This is a genomic window from Halogeometricum sp. S3BR5-2 (genome assembly GCF_031624635.1).
GTDB lineage: Archaea > Halobacteriota > Halobacteria > Halobacteriales > Haloferacaceae > Halogeometricum > Halogeometricum luteum.
The window spans coordinates 378,839-396,382 of the sequence record NZ_JAMQOQ010000005.1; the positions used below are offsets into that span (position 1 = coordinate 378,839).

15 protein-coding genes are annotated in these 17,544 nt (G+C 68.1%); 4 read left to right on the forward strand and 11 right to left on the reverse strand.

The features are described from left to right. Together NDI79_RS18610 and NDI79_RS18615 are read left to right on the forward strand one after the other, a co-directional pair. Complete coding sequence (locus NDI79_RS18610) at positions 1–1,593, forward strand: methyl-accepting chemotaxis protein (protein WP_310930178.1); 1,593 nt, start codon at positions 1–3, stop codon at positions 1,591–1,593. 85 nt (positions 1,594–1,678) lie between these two features. Then, positions 1,679–2,383: a hypothetical protein gene (locus tag NDI79_RS18615; RefSeq protein WP_310930179.1), complete on the forward strand. Its 705-nt coding sequence runs from the start codon at positions 1,679–1,681 to the stop codon at positions 2,381–2,383. A gap of 38 nt (positions 2,384–2,421) precedes the next feature. Here NDI79_RS18615 and NDI79_RS18620 read toward each other — a convergent pair whose 3' ends face one another. The 9 genes from NDI79_RS18620 to NDI79_RS18660 form a co-directional block, all read right to left on the reverse strand. Next, positions 2,422–2,856 carry a VOC family protein gene (locus NDI79_RS18620; RefSeq protein ID WP_310930180.1) on the reverse strand — a complete coding sequence of 145 codons (435 nt, stop codon included), beginning with the start codon at positions 2,854–2,856 and terminating at the stop codon, positions 2,422–2,424. A 135-nt stretch (positions 2,857–2,991) separates the two neighbouring features. Next, positions 2,992–4,419, reverse strand: coding sequence for a dihydrolipoyl dehydrogenase (gene lpdA / locus NDI79_RS18625; RefSeq protein ID WP_310930181.1), 1,428 nt, complete (start codon positions 4,417–4,419; stop codon positions 2,992–2,994). Beyond that, positions 4,419–6,026, reverse strand: coding sequence for a dihydrolipoamide acetyltransferase family protein (locus NDI79_RS18630; RefSeq protein ID WP_310930182.1), 1,608 nt, complete (start codon positions 6,024–6,026; stop codon positions 4,419–4,421). The genes lpdA and NDI79_RS18630 overlap by 1 nt, the downstream gene beginning before the upstream one ends. 3 nt (positions 6,027–6,029) lie before the next feature. Continuing rightward, positions 6,030–7,025: an alpha-ketoacid dehydrogenase subunit beta gene (locus NDI79_RS18635; protein ID WP_310930183.1), complete on the reverse strand. Its 996-nt coding sequence runs from the start codon at positions 7,023–7,025 to the stop codon at positions 6,030–6,032. Positions 7,026–7,028: 3 nt separating this feature from the next. Then, a complete protein-coding gene (gene pdhA, locus NDI79_RS18640) occupies positions 7,029–8,132 on the reverse strand; it encodes a pyruvate dehydrogenase (acetyl-transferring) E1 component subunit alpha (protein WP_310930184.1) in 1,104 nt (367 codons plus the stop codon). Positions 8,133–8,404: 272 nt separating this feature from the next. Continuing rightward, positions 8,405–9,391: a lipoyl synthase gene (lipA, locus tag NDI79_RS18645; RefSeq protein ID WP_310930224.1), complete on the reverse strand. Its 987-nt coding sequence runs from the start codon at positions 9,389–9,391 to the stop codon at positions 8,405–8,407. 32 nt (positions 9,392–9,423) lie between these two features. Then, a complete protein-coding gene (otsB, locus tag NDI79_RS18650; protein ID WP_310930185.1) occupies positions 9,424–10,332 on the reverse strand; it encodes a trehalose-phosphatase in 909 nt (302 codons plus the stop codon). Further along, positions 10,325–11,881, reverse strand: a complete 1,557-nt coding sequence (locus NDI79_RS18655) for an alpha,alpha-trehalose-phosphate synthase (UDP-forming) (RefSeq protein WP_310930186.1) — start codon at positions 11,879–11,881, stop codon at positions 10,325–10,327. Before NDI79_RS18655 ends, otsB begins: the two co-directional genes overlap by 8 nt. 9 nt (positions 11,882–11,890) lie before the next feature. Beyond that, entirely contained in the window at positions 11,891–12,370 is a 480-nt protein-coding gene (locus NDI79_RS18660) for a hypothetical protein (RefSeq protein ID WP_310930187.1), read from the reverse strand. Between the two features lie 211 nt (positions 12,371–12,581). On the opposite strand from NDI79_RS18660, the gene NDI79_RS18665 reads away from it, so the two are divergent. Continuing rightward, positions 12,582–13,268: a helix-turn-helix domain-containing protein gene (locus NDI79_RS18665; protein WP_310930188.1), complete on the forward strand. Its 687-nt coding sequence runs from the start codon at positions 12,582–12,584 to the stop codon at positions 13,266–13,268. Positions 13,269–13,625: 357 nt separating this feature from the next. On the opposite strand, the gene NDI79_RS18670 is transcribed toward NDI79_RS18665, so the two are convergent. Beyond that, the gene (locus NDI79_RS18670) at positions 13,626–14,258 is read right to left on the reverse strand and encodes a LysE family translocator (protein ID WP_310930189.1); all 633 of its coding nucleotides are present in this window, start codon (positions 14,256–14,258) and stop codon (positions 13,626–13,628) included. Positions 14,259–14,465: 207 nt separating this feature from the next. On the opposite strand from NDI79_RS18670, the gene NDI79_RS18675 reads away from it, so the two are divergent. After that, positions 14,466–16,829, forward strand: coding sequence for a DEAD/DEAH box helicase (locus NDI79_RS18675; RefSeq protein ID WP_310930190.1), 2,364 nt, complete (start codon positions 14,466–14,468; stop codon positions 16,827–16,829). A gap of 15 nt (positions 16,830–16,844) precedes the next feature. On the opposite strand, the gene NDI79_RS18680 is transcribed toward NDI79_RS18675, so the two are convergent. After that, positions 16,845–17,495, reverse strand: a complete 651-nt coding sequence (locus NDI79_RS18680) for an HAD family hydrolase (RefSeq protein ID WP_310930191.1) — start codon at positions 17,493–17,495, stop codon at positions 16,845–16,847. Positions 17,496–17,544 lie beyond the last annotated feature (49 nt).

The window sequence follows — 17,544 nt, forward strand, 5'->3', positions numbered from 1 at the left end:
ATGGTCGCGTTCACCGCGGTCTTCGACGTGGTCGGCACCGTCGCCTACCTCGCGACCGCCGTCGTCGCGTTCCGGACCTACCGGCGGGCCGACGCCGAGTCGGGTTTCTGGCTGAACTTCGGACTGGCGGCCCTGCTCGGGTTCTTCTGGGCGGGCGTCGTCAGCGCCGAACATCTGGGCGTCGCCGGCGAGGTGTTCGACATCATCAGCGTGTCGCTCCTGACGGCGACTATCGCCGTCTTCGCCGTCGGCGCGACGGGCACGTACGCCGTCGTCGAGGACATGAAGCGTTCCCGCGCCCGCGAGGCCGACTCCCGCGCGGCGGCGGAGTCGCTGACGGAGTCGCTGGAGACCGGCGCCGCCGAGTTCGACCGCGTGATGGACGCCGCGGCCGCGGGCGACCTCACGGTCAGGATGAACCGCGACGGCGAGAGCGACGCGATGGCCCGCGTGGCCGAGTCGTTCAACGGGATGATGGCCGACCTCGAGACCACCGTCGTGAACATCCAGTCGTTCGCGGGCGACGTCGCCGACTCGACGGCGCAGATAGACGCCAGCGCCGACGAGATACGGATGGCCAGCGAGGAGGTGAGCACCTCGATGACCGCCGTCGCGGGCGAGACCGACGAACAGCACCGACACCTGTCGGCGGCCGCCGACGAGATGAGCACGCTCTCGGCGACGGTCGAGGAGGTGGCGGCCTCGGCGACGCAGGTGGCCGAGACGTCGAGCGAGGCGTCCGAACTCGGCGAGGACGGCCGCGCGTCCGCGACCGAGGCGTTAGAGGAGATGGACCACGTCCGGGAGACGACCGACCGGACCGTCGGCGAGGTCGAGGCGCTCCGCGACGAACTCGACGAAATCGTCGCCATCGTCGACCTCATCACCGAGATAGCCGACCGGACGAACCTCCTCGCCCTCAACGCCTCCATCGAGGCCGCCCGCGCGGGCGAGGCCGGCAAGGGGTTCGCCGTCGTCGCCGCCGAGATAAAGGAACTCGCCAGCGAGTCGACGACGGCCACGGGCCGCATCGAGACGCTCGTCACCGACATTCAGGCGTCGGCCGCGGGCACCGCCGGCGACATGCGCGAGGTCGGCGACCGGGTCACATCCGGCACCGAGACGGTCGGGTCCGCGCTGGCCGCCCTCGAGGACATCGCCGCGCGCGTCGAGGAGGTCAACGGCGGCATCCAGGAGATAGACCGCGCGACGACCGAGCAGGCGACCTCCACCGAGGACGCCCTCCTGAAGGTCGAGGACGCCCGGCAGGCGGGCGACCGGACGAGCGAGGAGATATCGAGCGTCACCGCTGCCTCCGAGGAGCAGACCGCCTCGGTCTCCGAGGCGGCGGGCAGCATCGGCGACCTCTCGACGGCGGCGACGGCGCTCCGCGACCGTCTCGCCCGCTTCGAGGTGAGCGAATCCGCCCACGCCGGAGCGACGGCGGACTCCCCGTCCGCCGCGTCGGACGCTCCGACGGCCGCGGAACCGACGTCGCCGCCGGCGCAGACGGCGGCCGATTCCGCCGCCCCGATGTCGACGGACGGCGGCCGGTCCGAACGCCCCGACCGGCCCCCGCGCTCCCGTCGCTGACTCGCTCTCTCCGATTTCTCCGAACGCGCCGTCCGCCGACCCGCACGGGACACGTTTTTTGCACCGGTGACCCACTGACGGTAGCATGACGATGTACGACCGCGGGGCGTCGACCGAGGCCCGCCTCCGCCGGTGGGACGGGGGCCTGAGTTGGCTCGCGTTCCCCGGGGAGACGGCGGAGCGGTGCAGTCACGCCCTCGGCGCCGACGGCGGCGTCTGGCTGTTGGACCCGCTGGACGCGCCGGGGGTCGACGAGGCCGTCGCGGAACTCGGTCCCGTCGAGGGCGTCGCCGTCCTCTCGGCGTACCACGCGCGCGACGCCGCGGCGTTCGCCGACCGCTACGACGTGCCGGTGTCGCTCCCGCGGTGGCTCCCTCGGGTCGAAGCGCGCGTGGACGCGCCCGTCGAACGGTTCGACGGCGAACTCGGAACCACCGGCCTCCGCGTCCGCGAGTACGCGCCGCTTCCGGGGTGGTCGGAGGCGATAGCCCACCGCCCGGCGGACGGCACGCTGTACGCGCCGGACACGCTCGGCACCGCCTCGCCGTTCACCGTCGACGGAGAGCGACTCGGTCTCTACCTCTTCCAGCGCTTCGTGACCCCGAAGTTCCTCCACGGCTACGACCCCGAGCGGATACTCGTCGGGCACGGCGACGGGGTGTTCCAGGGGGCCGCCGCGGCGCTCGAGGACGCCGTGGCGAACGGGCGACGGCGACTGCCCTGGGCGCTGGTCGAGAACGGGACCGAGCAGGTTCGGGCGCTCGTGGCGGCACTCGACGAGCGAGGCTGAGCCCGACCGACGACGCGAAAAACCGACCGAGTCCGGTGTTACGAGGCGTACTCGAAGAGGCTGAACTCGTTCCCGGACGGGTCGGCGAACATCGCCTCGATGCCCCACGGGTACGTCTCGGGTTCCTGAGTTATCTCGACGCCCCGTTCGCGGAGCGTCTCGACCGTCTCGGCGCAGTCGGGCGTCCGGAACGTCCACCACGTCTCGGTCCCCCGCTTCGGTTCGAGCAGCGCCCGCGTCTCCTCGTCGTAGTACGGTTCGTCGACCCGGGTGAGGGCTATCTCTAACTCCTGCCCCGGAACCCCGACGGTGACCCACCGGCCCGTCTCGCCGTCCATCTCGAACGTGTCGTCCATCCGCTTTTCGAACCCCAGCGTCTCCGTGTAGAACGCCAGGGCTTCGTCCACGTCGTCGACGACGACCGTGACGATGCGCAGTCCCTCGATACCCACCTGTCGTTGTGTTCCGCTCATGGGCAGGATTGGTACGCGTGCGGAGAGAATAGCTCTATTTCCGCCGTACCGGCCGTTCTCGGCGTCTGAGCGGTTCTCGGAAGAGACACTCCGAAGAGGTAGAACGCCGCCTCCGAGCGGCGGGCGTTCGGCGGTTCAGCGGTTCAGCGTGTGAATCGCCTCGCCGCGCGCGTTCTCCGCGGCCTCCATCACCGCCTCCGCCAGCGTCGGGTGGGTGTGGACGGTGCCGGCCACGTCCTCCAGCGTCGCGCCCATCTCCACCGCGAGGGCGAGTTCGGCGACGAGTTCGGACGCTTCCGGTCCCACAATCTGCCCGCCGAGGACGAACCCGCTGTCCTCGTCGGCGACGACGCGGACGAAGCCCTCGGTGTGGCCCGTCGTCATCGCGCGCCCGGAGGCGTTGAACGGCATCTGGCCGACGGCGGGGGTGAAACCCGCCTCCTCGGCCTCGGATTCGGTCATGCCCACGGTGCCGATTTCGGGGTCGGTGAACACGGCCGCCGGGACGGCCTGCGCGTCGTAGGCCGCCGGTTCGCCCGCGGCGTGTTCGGCGGCGACGATGCCCTCCTTCGACCCGACGTGCGCCAGCATCGGCGAGTCGGCCACCACGTCGCCGACGGCGTAGATGTGGTCGACGGAGGTCCGCATCCGGTCGTCCGTCTCGAAGAAGCCCTTCTCGTCCGTCTCCAATCCCGCGTTCTCGGCGTCGACGGTGTCGGTCACGGGCGACCGACCGACGGCGACCAGCACCTTGTCGGCGCGGTACGACGACGTCTCGCCGTCCTCGGTCTCCGTCTCGACGACCACGTCGTCGCCGTCGGGCGACCACCCGCTGGCGCCCTCTCCGAAGTGGAACTCGATGCCGAGTTCCTCGGCGCGTTTGCGGACGACGTTCGAGACGTCGTCCTCGTAGCCGGGGAGCACGTCTTCGAGCATCTCCACGACGGTCACGTCCGCGCCGAGTTTGGCGAACGCGGTGGACAGTTCCATGCCGATGTAGCCGGCGCCGACGACGAGCAGTTCGTCGGGCACCGACTCCGCCGCGAGGGCGTCCCGCGAGGACCAGACGGGGTCGTCCGCGAACTCGAAGCCCGGAATCTGGACCGGGCGAGAGCCGGTGGCGACGATGCAGCGCTCGAACTCCACCGTCTCGGAGCCCTGACCCTCGCCGCCGTGTTCGATGCGGACCGAGGAGTCGTCCTTGAAGCGCGCCGTCCCCTCGATGAGGTTGACGCCGTTGGCCTTGCAGAGTTTCTCGACGCCGCCGGTCAGTCGGCCGACCACGTCGTCCTTCCAACTCCGCATCTGCGACATGTCCACCGCCGGGTCGGCGTGGATGCCCATCTCCTCGGCGCTGCCCGCCTCGTGCGCCAGCGACGACGCCGTGATGTACGCCTTCGAGGGGATACAGCCGTGGTTCAGACAGGTGCCCCCGTAGGCGTCTCGTTCGACCAGCGTCGTGTCCAGACCGCGCTGTGCGGCGCGGATGGCGGCGACGTACCCGCCCGGCCCCGCGCCGATGACCAGTACCTCCGTTCCCGTCGAGATGTCTCCGACGACCATTATTCGAGCATCAGGAGTTTGGGGTTCGCGAGGTACTCCTTGACCTTGTTCGTGAACTGCGCGGCCACCGCGCCGTCGACGACGCGGTGGTCGACCGACAGCGACAGCGTCAGCACTTTTCTCGGGACGACGTCGCCGTCGACGACGCGCGGTTTCTCCTTTATCGCTCCGAGCGCCAGAATCGCGACTTCGGGGTAGTTGATGATGGGCGTGGCGTACTCGCCGCCGATGCCCCCGATGTTCGTGATGGTGAACGTGCCGCCCTGCATCTCCTCGCGCGAAATCTTTCGCTCGCGGGCCTTCTCCACTTTCTCGCTCATGTCTCGCGCGAGGTCAGAGAGCCCTTTGCCGTCCGCGCCGTGGACGACGGGCACCATCAGACCGGCGTCCGTCGCGGTGGCGACGCCGAGGTTGTACTCGTCGCGGAGCACGATTTCCTCGTTCTCCTCGTCGAGTTGGGCGTTCACGTAGGGGAACTCCTTCAGCGCCGCGACGACGGCCTTCATCACGAACGGCATGTAGGTGAGAGAGACGCCCTGTTCGGCCGCGAGGGGTTTCAGGTCCTCGCGGAGTTCCACCAACTCGGTCACGTCCACGTCGTCGTGGTGGGTGACGTGCGGCGCGGTGTACTTCGAGCGCTCCATCTGGTCGCCGATGGCGCGGCGGACGCCCCGGTAGGGGACGCGTTCGCCGGCCGCGGGACCGGACTCCGAGTCCGCTCCGCCGGCCGTCGCACCGGTCTCCGCCTCGGCTTCGGCCGTCGCCTCGCCGGCCTCGGCCTCCTCGGAGAGCGCCTTCGCGTCGGCCGCCTGCGCCTCGCGTTGGGCCTGCGCGTACTCGCGGACGGCCTCGGGGCTGACGAACGCCTCGCCGTCTCGTTCCTCGCTCGCGGGCACGTCGTCGATGTTCACGCCCTCCTCGTCGGCGATGCGGCGCGTCGCGGGCGCGGCCAGCGTCTTCTCGCGGCCGGCGGCCTCGGTCGACCCGGACGCGACTTCGCCGTTCTCGGCGTCGCCGCGCTTCGAGACGGCCGACTTGCCGGAGAACGACACCGAGCGAGGGCCGCCGGACTTCGAGTCGTCGCTCTCGTCGGCCCCCGAATCGGCGGCCGCCCGCACGTCGGACTCGGTCACCCGACCGCTCGGGCCGGACCCCGAGACGGAGGCGATGTCGACGTCGAGTTCGCGCGCGAGTCGGCGGACGCTCGGCGACGCGAACACGCGTCCCGACTGCGTCTCCGTCTCGGCGGTGTCGGTCGTCTCCTCGGCGTCCTCGTCGGCGGACTGCGCGTCGCCCGCCGCGGACTCGACTTCAGACTCGGACTCGGCTTCCTGCTCGCCGCTCGCCGCCTCGTCTCCGTCCTCGCCCTCGACCTCGAACGTGATTATCACGTCGCCGACGGGGACCATCTCCCCCTCCTCGGCGCGGAGTTCGCTCACCGTCCCGTTGTACGGGGAGGGAACGTCCACGAGGGCTTTGTCCGTCTCCACCTCCGCGACGACTTGGTCCTCTTCGACCGTGTCGCCCGGCGCGACGTGCCACGTGACGAGTTCGCCCTCCGCGACGCCCTCGCCCACGTCGGGCAGTTTGAATTCCTTGATAGCCATCGTTCAGAACTCCACGGCGTTCCGGATACCTTCTTCGACCCGCGCGACGGAGGGCAGGTAGTAGTCTTCGAGGGCGTACAGCGGGTAGGGGACGTCGTAGCCGGCGATGCGTTCGACGGGGGCCTCCTGGTGCAGGAGCGCCTTCTCCTGCAGCGTCGCGGTTATCTCCGCGCCGAGACCGCCCGTCTTCGGCGCCTCGTGGACGACGGCCGCCCGGCCCGTCTTCTCGAACGACTCCACGATGGTCTCTTTGTCCATCGGCGAGACGGTTCGCAGGTCGACGACTTCGACGCTGACGCCGTCTTCCTCCAGGATATCGGCCGCCTCCATCGTCGGGCGCGTCATCGCGCCGTAGGTGTAGACGGAGACGTCCGTCCCCTCCCGGCGGACCGCCGCCTCGCCGATGGGGACCTCGTAGTCGTCCTCGGGGACGTCCCCGCGGAACGCGCGGTAGATGAGTTTCGGTTCGAGGAAGATGACCGGGTCGGGGTCGCGGATGGCCGAGATGAGAAGCCCCTTCGTGTCGTACGGCGTCGAGGGGATGACCACCTTCAGACCCGCCTCGTGCGCGTAGAACGCCTCCTTCGATTCGGAGTGGTGTTCGGGCGCGCGGATGCCGCCGCCGTAGGGCGCGCGGACGACGAGGGGGCAGGTGAACCGGCCGCGACTGCGCGTGCGCAGGCGGGCCGCGTGGCTGACTATCTGGTCGAACGCGGGGTACATGAACCCGGAGAACTGCATCTCCGCGACGGGGCGCATCCCCATCGTCGCCATGCCGATAGCGGTGCCGGCGATGCCGGATTCGGCGAGGGGCGTGTCGATGACCCGGTCGTCGCCGAACTCGTTCCAGAGACCCTCGGTGGCGCGGAAGACGCCGCCGTTCTTCCCGACGTCCTCGCCCATCACGACCACCCGGTCGTCGTTCGTCATCTCGGTGTGGAGACCGTCCCGCACCGCCTGTACCAGCGTGAGATTCTGCGTCTGTTGGCTCTGACTCATTGATTACTCCCGGAGGAACCCCTCGTCGCCGTGTCGTTCGTACATCTCCGCGAACGCCTCCGCCTGCGCCCGAATCTCGGGCGTCTGCTCGGCGAACACGTCCGAGAACATCTCGCTCGGTTCGGGTCGCGGTTCGGACTCCGCCGCCTCGATGGCCTCGGCGACTTCGTCCTTCACGCTCGATTCGATGGCCTCGACCGTCTCGTCGTCGAGGCGACCCGTGTTCCGCAGGAACTTCTCCAGACGCGGAATCGGGTCCTTCTTCTTCCACTCTTCGACCTCGTCGGTGTCGCGGTAGACGGTCGGGTCGTCGGCCGTCGTGTGCGCGCCGAAGCGGTACTGCACCGCCTCGATGAGCGTCGGGCGACGCTCGCCCTCCTCGGGGTTCTTCGCCTTCTCGACGGCCGCGCGCGTCGCCGCGTAGACGGCGAGGGGGTCCATCCCGTCGACCTGCACGCCCTCGAAACCGTAGGCGGTGGCCTTCTGCGCGATGGTCGCGGAGGCGGTCTGTCGCTCCCGCGGTACCGAGATGGCCCACTGGTTGTTGTTGCAGAAGAACACGTTCGGCGTGTCGAACACGCCCGCGAAGTTCAGTCCCTCGTGGAAATCGCCCTCCGAGGTGGCGCCGTCGCCGAAGTAACACATCACCGCGGCGTCCTCGTCCTGCAACTTCTTCGCCCACGCCGCGCCGGTGGCGTGCAGCACCTGCGTCGCGATGGGGACGGCGACGGGGAACATGTTCACGTCGTCGGGGATGCGGTTGCCCTTCTCGTGGCCCATCCAGTACAGCAGCGTCCGCTTCAGGGGGAGGCCGCGGTGGAGGGCGGCGCCGTGTTCGCGGTAACTGGGGAACAGCCAGTCCTCCTCGTCGAGGGCGAACGCGCTGCCGATCTGAGCGCCCTCCTGTCCGGACAGCGGGGGGTACGTCCCCATCCGGCCCTGCCGCTGGAGGCTGACGGCCCGCGTGTCGAAGTGGCGCGCGAGGTACATCTCGCGGTACATCGTCACCAACTCGTCGTCGCTCAGGTCGGGCACCTCGCCGACCGGTTCGCCGCCCTCGTCGAGGACGCGGAGCATGTCCTGCGGGTCTCGCTGTAGTACGCTCATGGGTGAACCCACCTGCTCATGTTCGGGTCTCACCCGCCCGGCGTAAAGTGTTTTCGTAAATAGTTTACTATGCCAAGAAATACTGCCGGCCACACGAAAAGCGTCCATCCTCTCCGGGTGAGAAATCGAATCCTTCTATTTCCGACTCGGTCAACGCTCGATTCATCTCCGCTCTCGGGCTGACGCCGCACGATAATGGACGAATGTGTAAAATTATACGCCGATTCCCGGTTCGAGGGGGTCCCGCCTCGCCGCGGTCGTGCGATACGGTATCAGTCGCCGGCCGCGGTGCGGGCCTCGCGGCGCGCCTGGTCGACGCTCTTGCCGTCCCGGAGGACGGCGTCGACGAACAGTTCGCCCGCCTTGTACGACGAACGGACCATCGGCCCGGAGGCGCAGTAGAGGAAGTTCAACTCCTCCTCGGCGACGCGGCGCCACGTCTCGAACGCGTCGGGGTGGACGTACTCGAACACGTCGAGGTGCGTTCTGGAGGGTTGGAGGTACTGGCCGAGGGTCACCACGTCGACGTCCGCCTCGCGGAGGTCCGACAGCGTCCGGTATATCTCGTGGTCGTACTCGCCGAGGCCGAGCATCACGCTCGTCTTCGTGTAGATGTCCGACTCGCGCTTCACCTGTTCGAGCACCGAGAGGGTCTGCTCGTAGTTCGCTCGCCTGTCGCGAACGGGCCACTGGAGGCGTTCGACCGTCTCGATGTTGTGCGCGATGACGTCCGGTTCGGCGTCGATTATCTTCCGGACGGCGTCCTCGTCGCCCTGGAAGTCCGGGATGAGCACCTCGACGAGGATGGAGGCGTCGCGGCGCTTTATCTCCCGGATGGTCTCGGCGAAGTGCGCGGCGCCCTGGTCCGGCAGGTCGTCCCTGTCGACGGAGGTGAGGACGACGTAGTCGAGGCCTATCTCCGCGACCGCAGAGGCGACGTTCGCGGGTTCCTCGGGGTCCAACGGCTCCATACCGCCCGTCTGTACGTCGCAGAAGTTACAGCCGCGGGAGCAGCGGTCGCCCATCAGCATGAACGTCGCCGTGCCGGGGCCGTCGGCACCGCTCCAGCACTCGCCCATGTTCGGGCAGTTGGCCTCCTCGCAGACGGTGTGTAAATCCCTGTCTCTGAGCGTCTGCTTGATGTCCGTGAAGCGTCGCCCCGACGGCGGACGCATCTTCAGCCAGTCGGGTTTGCGCCTGCCGCTCATACGAGAACGTTCGGCGCGGAGGTGAAAAGCGTGAGGATTAGACCGACGGATCGACCCGGTCGGGCCCGGTTTCTCGACCCGCCTCAGTCGTCCGCGGCGTCCGGTCGGTCGTCCGAGGGCGACGGGGACGGGGAGGAGGCGCCCGTCGGCCCCGCTTGCCGTGCCTGCGTCGCCTCCAGCGGCGCCGCCAGTCGGTCGACGCCCGTCCGCCGGAACCACTCCAGCAGGGCGGCCGTCTCCGCGGGGTCGCTGACGAACTCCGTTGCCGCCGTCGGTCGGTCGTCGGGGTCGCCGACGCGGACGCCGACGCCGTCGCGTTCGACGGCGCGGAACCCCGCCTCGTCGGTCCGCGCGTCCCCGACGAACACGGGGAGACACGACGCGTGGTCGCGCAGCAGCGAGGAGACGATGCTGCCCTTGTCCCAGTCGATGGCGGGGCGCACCTCGACTATCTCCTCGTCGCCGCTGACGGTGAGCGTCTCGCCGCCGAACTCGCCGACGAGGCGCGCGACGGTCCGACGCGCCCGTTCGGCGTGGGCGTCCGCCGCGCGGCGGTGGTGCACCGTCAGGGTCTGGCCCTTGTCCTCGACGTGGACCCCCCTGACCGTCTCGAACCGCTCGCGGAGTTCCGCGCTCAGCCGTCCGATGTCGGACTTCCGCTCCTTGGCGACGGGGTGTACCTTCGTCGTTCCCTCGGTGCGGAGTTCGAGCCCGTGGTTCCCGGCGTAGGTGATGCCCGTGAGGTCCACGCGCGAGCGGACGTCGGAGAGTTCGCGCCCGCTGACCACCGCGACGGTGACGTCGGGGTGGCTCTGCAGCGCCTCCAGCGCGGTGCGGTTCTCCGGGAGTATCGTCGCCGTCTGCGGGTCGTCGACGACGGGCGAGAGGGTCCCGTCGAAGTCGACGCAGAGGAGCAGTTCCTCGCGCTCTCGAAGCTTCGCGTCCAGCGCCTCGACCGTCGAGGTGAACGCCGCGCTCCGCGCCTCAGACATCGTGTCCTCCCGCGAGGAGCGTCTCCGTGGCGGTCAGTCCCGCCGACTCCAGCAGGTCCGCCACCCACGCGTCCAGGTCGTCCTCGCGGACGTGGTCGCGCAGGGCCCGCATCCGGCGGCGGCGTTCCCCCGCCGGCATCGTCAGGGCGTCGTGGATGGACTCGGCGAAGCCGTCCGGAGAGTAGGGGTTGATGGGGATGGCTTCGGTCATCTGCTCGTGCGCGCCCGCGAACTCGCTCAAGAGGAGGACGCCGTCCTCTTCGACCTGCGCGGCGGCGTACTCCTTGGCGACGAGGTTCATCCCGTCGCGGAGCGGACTCACAAGCGCCACGTCGCTGTGGCGGTAGAGGCCGAACAGTTCGCGCTGGGAGAGGTAGTCGTCGACGTGGACGATGGGCGTCCACTCGTCGGTGCCGAACCGCTCGTTGACCCGCTGGACGGCCTCGCAGACGTCCTCGGCTATCTCCTGGTAGGCGGGAATCTGCGAGCGACTGTGGCTCGACTTCTGGACGAACGTCAGTTCGCCGCGCCACTCGGGGTGGGTCTCCCAGAACGTCTCCAGGGCGTCGATGCGGTGGGGGATACCCTTCGTGTAGTCGATGCGGTCGACGCCGACGGCGACGCGCGTGTCGGGGTCGATGCCGTATCGCTCGGCCAGGTCCGCCCAATCGTCGCGGCCGAAGCCGTCGGCGATGGACTCGATGCGCTCGGCGTCGACGCCCATCGGGAACGCGCCGACGCGGACCTCGCGCCCGTCGATGCGGACGACGCCGGCCTCGCGGTCGACGTCCGTCCGGTCGAGTTGGGCCGCGCACTCGAGGAAGTTGTCCCGGTAGCGCTCGACGTGGAAGCCGACCACGTCGTTGGCCAGGAGACCCTCGATGAGTTCCTCGGGGTTCGGGACGACGCGGAAGGTGTCCCACGCCGGCCACGGGATGTGCCAGAACTGCACCATGTTCGCGCCGGTCGGGAGCCGTTCCCGGATGGTCTTCGGCGCGAGACAGAAGTGGTAGTCCTGTATCCAGACCGTCGAGTCCTCGGTCGCGCGCTCGGCCGCCGCGCGACCGAACGACTCGTTGACCGACTTGTACGTGTCCCAGTACGCCGGCTCCATCTCGATGCGGTCGACGAGGTCGTGACATAGCGGCCACAGGACCCGGTTGCTGTAGCCGTAGTAGTAGCCCGACACCTCGTCGTCGGTCAGCCACACCCGGCGCAGGGTGTATCGCTCGTCGCCGGGCGGGACGGCCACGCAGTCCTCGTCGTCGGTGACGACGGCGTCGGCGTCGCCGTCGCCCCAGGCGACCCAGTCGCCGCGCGTCTTCTGCACCACGGGGTCGAGTCCGGCGGTCAGACCGCCGACGGGTTCCTCGACGTCGATGCTGCCGTCGTCCTCGTAGTGGTGCTGATACGGTTCCCGGTTGGAGACGACGACGAGGTGGCGACTCTCCGCCGTCTCGTCGGCGTCCGCTCGTCCGTTCGGCTCTATTCTGTCGCCCGTCTCCAGACGAATATCGTCCGCACTCTCGGCCGGTGGGGTCTTTGCCATGAACTGTGGTTACTTCCGAATTCGCTCGCGGGGACCGCCTCGGTGCACGCCCTCCGGTCCGCCGCGGGTGTTCCGCGTGCTCGGACCGGGGTCGCGCGGTTCCGTCGCGTCGTTCTCGCTTGGTACCCAATGCGTGCTACTCTGCGGGGCCGTGTCCGCCGCGACGGTCCGTCCGAGGCCGACGACGTCGAGGGCGGCCTCGCTCTCGTTCGCGGCGGTGTTGATGCGCTCCATCCAGGTGAACAGCGCGTCGAGGGCTTCGGACTCGGTCGTCACGTGCCCCACGACCCGCTGTGACTCGGCCTCGTTGCACCGCTGCCGACACTGTAGCTGCCACCGACCTTCGTACTCGCGGTGAGGGCCGTCTGCCTCCACCGCCTCGACCGTGACGTCCCGCTCGCGGTGTCTGAAACCGATGCAGTCCCGCGAGGACACCACGTGCCAATGATAGGGGAGCTGCCCCCTGTCGAGTCGGTTGTAGGGGTCCATCGTCGTGAAATAAAGTACTCCCTCTCCACCGTACTTGATTGTGGTTGTATATTCTTGTATTTTATAACCCCTCTACCGTAAATTTATGCGATAACCGCGAGAATACGGATCACACGACTGTAAACCAAAAACTACACTCTTCCGAGTAGCACTATCATCTGTTGGTCACTGGCCGACGGTTTCATATCCGTCGCGGGCACCCTCTCTCGTGATGAGTACCATCGCGTCAGTCGAACTGGACGTGGACGAGTTCGCGCTCGGCCGGTCGCTGCCGACGCTCGAGAACGGCGAATTGGAGGTCATCCGGGTGGCCGCGACGAACCGTGACACTCTCGTCCCGTACGTCCGCGTCTCGGCGGACGACTTCGACTCGTTCGGCGAGGCGTTGGACGAGGACCCGACGGTACAGGAGTGGCGACTCGTCGACGACCTCGGCGACGAACGCCTGTACCGGATGGAGTGGGTCGAGGACATCCTCGTCGTCGTCCACCTGCTGTTGGACGAGGAGGGCGTCGTCCTGGAGATGAACGGCTATCAGGACGGCTGGCGCCTCCGCGTCCTCCTGCCGGACCGCGAGTCGCTCACCGAGACGGCCCAGTTCTGCGAGGGGCGGAACCTCACGTTCGTCATCAAGCACATCTACGAGGTGACAGGCTCCGTCGGACGGGGCCAGTACGGCCTCTCGAAGGACCAGTACGAAGTGCTCACGACGGCCATGGACCAGGGCTACTTCGACGTGCCGCGCAGCGCCACGATGAGCGACCTGGCGGCCACGCTCGGCATCTCCCAGCAGGCCGTCTCCGAGCGACTCCGCCGCGGACACAAGAACCTCCTCGAGAGCACCCTCGAACTGGGCGAGAGCTCCTTCGGCGAACCGACGAAACAACATCTGGAGTGAGTCGGCGCCGGTTCCGGTCCCCGGACCGCCCTCCGCACTCCCCGCCGCCTTCTTCCGTCACGATTCCGCCCGAACCGTCACGACAGTTCCGCATCGAGCATCGAAGACCGTGACGTATATATCAGATAAGCGGAAAACTCAAGTTCGAGTAAACCATAACAACGGTGTGAACTGGAAACACCGCCGCGACCGCACGACCGCAGAAGCGAAGAAAGAAGAACCCAAGAGCGGCACGAACTGGTCGTTCATCGCCGCCGCTCTGGGCGCTGCGTAAGGGAGCGTGCGCGCCTCGCGCGCCGTTCGACTCTTCTCCGATGCTTTCTCCCGTAGTCGAGACTGCGACGTCGAGTGCGGTGGTCAGGACGAGACCCGCCGTTCGAGCGCTAACCTGACGCCGAATCCGACGAGAACGCTTCCGCTCGCCGCGCGAAGAACCGTCCGCACGAGTTCGCGTTCCGTGATGACGCGTCGGGCCCGCGCCGAGAAGACCGCCAAGAGCGCTTGATAGCAGAACCCGAGCGTCGCGAACAACGCGCCGAAGACGAACAACTGGAGGGTAGTCGAACCGCCGGGTCGGACGAGCTGCGGAAGAAAGGCGAGGAAGAATATCGCTACTTTCGGGTTCAACACGTTGATCAGGAGCGCGTTTTTGAACGATTCGTTCGGCGTGTAACCCGTACCGTCCGGCGTAATCTCGAACTCTTCGGACCGTCTAAGCGTCTGTACGCCGAGATACACCAAGTACGCTGCACCGACTAGCTTGACGGCGGTGTACGCGGCGGCCGACGTCCGAAGGACGGCCGAGAGGCCGAGAACGGCGGCCGTCGTGTGGACGATGCTTCCGGCGGAGGACCCCAGCGCGGCGGTGACGCCGACCGTCCGCCCGTCGCTGACGCTTCGAGTGAGCGTGTAGACGCTATCGGGCCCCGGCGAGACGATGAGTACGAGGGCCGCCGGGACGAACGCGAGGATGATGCTATCTTCTAACACGGCCGACTCTCTCCGAGATTCGATATAACTCTGACGAGGCGTCTCACGCTCCGCCGAGACGCGGCGGACACCGGTTCTCCGGTCGCACCCCGTCGCCTCCGACCACCGGCGTCCGTCCGCGCGCCCTCGTGGAGAAACGCCTTTTAGTCCGTGGAACCCGGTGTCGCGTATGACTCTCGCTGTCTCGTCCCTGCGGAGGCACCTCCCGTGAAAGTCGCGTCCGTCGTCCCCGAGTTCGCCGACGCCTTCGGGTTCGACGAGTTCAACCGGATGCAACGGGAGGCGGCACCCGCCATCCTCGAACGCGACGACAACGTCGTCGCCGCCGCGCCGACGGCCAGCGGAAAGACGGCCCTCGCGGAACTGGCCATCTGCCGCACCCTCAAGAACGGCGGCACCGCCCTCTTCGTCGCCCCCCTCCGCGCGCTCACGAACGAGAAGGAGGCCGAGTGGGAGCGCTTCGAGTCGCTCGGCTACTCCGTCTACGTCGTCACCGGCGAACGCGACCTGAACCCCCGCCGCGCCGAACGCGCGGACATCCTCGTGATGACGCCCGAGAAGACCGATTCTGCGACCCGAAAGCACGACTCCGCGCGCTACTCCTTTATCACCGACGTCGACTGCGTCGTCATCGACGAGGTGCACCTCCTCGACTCGGACACCCGCGGCGGCGTCCTCGAAGTCACCGTCTCGCGCCTCCGGCGAATCTGCGACCCGCGCATCGTCGCCCTCTCCGCGACGATGCCGAACATCGAGGACGTGGCGAACTGGCTGGACGCCCCCCCGGAGACGACGTTCGAGTTCGGCGACGACTACCGCCCGGTGGACCTCCACGCCGGCGTGAAGACGTACTCGCACGGCGACAACGCCTTCGCGGACAAGTACCGGCGACTCTACCGCGCCCTCGACCTCGCGGAGGAGCACATCCGCGACGGCGGGCAGGCCCTCGTGTTCGTCTCCTCCCGACAAGACACCGTCCGCGCCGCCGGGAAGACCCGCGACGAACTCGGCAAGCGCGACATCCCGATGGGCGCGCGCGGCGACTACGACTTCCACAACGAGGCGAAGGAACTGAGCAACGACTCCCTCCGGAAGGCCGCCCCCGACGGCGTCGGCTTCCACCACGCCGGACTGGCGAAGGACGACCGCGACAAGGTCGAAGAGTGGTTCAAGGAGGGGAAGATTCAGCTCCTCTTCTCCACGTCGACGCTGGCGTGGGGGGTCAACCTCCCCGCTCGCTGCGTCGTCATCCGCGACACGAAGTACCACGACCCCCTCGAAGGCGAAGTCGACATCTCGCCGCTCGACATCCTCCAGATGCTCGGGCGCGCGGGCCGTCCCGGCTACGACGACGTGGGGTACGGCTGGGTCGTCTGCGACCGTTCGGACGCCGACAAGTATCGCAAACTCCTCCGCGAGGGCAAGGAAATAGAGTCTCGACTCGCCGAGGACCTCGATTCGCACCTCAACGCCGAGATAGCGATGGGCACCATCGGCGACTTGGAGGACGTGATGTCGTGGCTGGAGACGACGTTCTTCTACCAGCGCGCCCGCTCGAAACCCGACGCGTACGACTTCGACGGCCTGCGCGACCGCGTGCGCGAAACGCTCGAATCGCTCGTCGCCCGCGGGTTCGTCGAGATGGGGTCGGACCTCTCCATCGAGGCGACGACGCTCGGCCGCCTCGCCTCGAAGTACTACCTCCGCCTCGACACCGCCCGCCGGTTCGCCACGCTCTGCGAACGCGACACCATCACCGACGACTCGATTCTCGAAACCGTCGCCGGCGCGGCGGAGTTCCACGACGTCTCCGCTCGCCAGTCGGAGATGGACGCCGTGAACTCGGTGCTGCGGGGCGTCGACACCACCCTCGAAGACGGCCCGCGGAAGGTGTTCGCCATCCTCCAAGCGAGCATGTCGAACAGCACCCCCGCGGACCTCCGCTCGGACGCGTGGGTCATCCGCCAGAACGCGCTTCGACTGCTCTCGGCGCTCAGGGAGTTCCTCGACGAGTTCGCCGGTCCGAGGGCGGCGAACCTCGCCCGGCGCGTCGAGGCGCGCGTCGAACACGGCGTCTCCCGGGAGGCCGTCGCCCTCACCGCCGTCGACGGCATCGGACCGAACCGTGCGAACAAACTCGCCACCGGCGGTCTGCGCTCCCCGCGGGACGTGGCGGCCGCCGGCGCCGGAGAACTCCGGAGCGCCGGCCTCTCGGAGGGGGTGGCCGAACAGGTGGTGAAGAACGCGCGGAACTTTCCGGACGTGCGCATCTCGTGGGGGGAGTTCCCCGACTCGATAGCGACGGGCGAAAATCGGATGTGCGAGGTCGGAATCCGCAACCGCGCCGGCGGCGCGGCCGGCGCGGCCGTCGGCGTCCGCGTCTCCGCGGTGGCGGACGGCGGAGACGAAGTCGAGATGACCACCAAGCGAACGTATCTCTCCGACGAGACGACGGTCCACGTCGGCGTCTTCGGCGCGCCGGCCGACGAAGTGACCTACCGCGTCGAGGTGACGTTCCCCGACGCGCCCCTGCATCCCATCACGGAGACGCGGACCGTCCGCGTCGAGTGAGGAGCGAGGACCGACTCAGTCGAGAATCGTCTCGCGCAGTTCCGCGGGGCCGTCGACGACGACGTCCGCCCGCGAGAGGTCCAACTCGGCGTTGTGCGTCGAGCGGTAACCGACGGTGAACGCGCCGGAGCGCTCGGCCGACTCGATGCCGTTGACGGAGTCCTCGACGACGACGCAGTCCTCGGGGTTCAGACCGAGTTCGGCCGCCGCGTGTTCGTAGATGTGCGGTTCGGGCTTGCCGGGTTCGTCGATGTCGTCGGCGCTGAGGACCATGTCGAGAGGGTCGAGGCCGAAGCGGTCGCGGACGATTTTGATCCAATCCTGCGGCGCCGAGGAGACGATGGCGAGCTTTCGCCCCTCCGCGCGGATGTCGTCGAACAGTTCGTTCGCGCCGTCCATTAGTTCGACGTCTTCGCCGTACAGCGACTCGGCCCGGTCGTTGTACGCCTCGACGAACTCCTCTTTCGTCACGCTGGTGCCGTACTCCTCGGTGAGGTAGTCGTGAATTTCGCGGTAGTTCATCCCGGTCACCTCCTCGTGGTCCGGGTCGCCGGACTCGATTGCCTCCTCGTACACCCACTCGTCTTCGAACTGATACCAGTACGTCTCCGAGTCGACCAACACGCCGTCCATGTCGAACAACACCGCGTCGTCGGGGACTTCCATGCTCCGTCCAACGCGCGCCACCCCTCAAAGTCCTTCGTGAGACGGTTTA

Coding starts and splice junctions, on each gene's coding strand:
- NDI79_RS18610 (WP_310930178.1), top strand. CDS start 1: ATGGTCGCGTTCACCGCGGTCTTCGACGTGGTCGGCACCGTCGCCTAC.
- NDI79_RS18615 (WP_310930179.1), top strand. CDS start 1,679: ATGACGATGTACGACCGCGGGGCGTCGACCGAGGCCCGCCTCCGCCGG.
- NDI79_RS18620 (WP_310930180.1), bottom strand. CDS start 2,856: ATGAGCGGAACACAACGACAGGTGGGTATCGAGGGACTGCGCATCGTC.
- lpdA (WP_310930181.1), bottom strand. CDS start 4,419: ATGGTCGTCGGAGACATCTCGACGGGAACGGAGGTACTGGTCATCGGC.
- NDI79_RS18630 (WP_310930182.1), bottom strand. CDS start 6,026: ATGGCTATCAAGGAATTCAAACTGCCCGACGTGGGCGAGGGCGTCGCG.
- NDI79_RS18635 (WP_310930183.1), bottom strand. CDS start 7,025: ATGAGTCAGAGCCAACAGACGCAGAATCTCACGCTGGTACAGGCGGTG.
- pdhA (WP_310930184.1), bottom strand. CDS start 8,132: ATGAGCGTACTACAGCGAGACCCGCAGGACATGCTCCGCGTCCTCGAC.
- otsB (WP_310930185.1), bottom strand. CDS start 10,332: ATGTCTGAGGCGCGGAGCGCGGCGTTCACCTCGACGGTCGAGGCGCTG.
- NDI79_RS18655 (WP_310930186.1), bottom strand. CDS start 11,881: ATGGCAAAGACCCCACCGGCCGAGAGTGCGGACGATATTCGTCTGGAG.
- NDI79_RS18660 (WP_310930187.1), bottom strand. CDS start 12,370: ATGGACCCCTACAACCGACTCGACAGGGGGCAGCTCCCCTATCATTGG.
- NDI79_RS18665 (WP_310930188.1), top strand. CDS start 12,582: ATGAGTACCATCGCGTCAGTCGAACTGGACGTGGACGAGTTCGCGCTC.
- NDI79_RS18680 (WP_310930191.1), bottom strand. CDS start 17,495: ATGGAAGTCCCCGACGACGCGGTGTTGTTCGACATGGACGGCGTGTTG.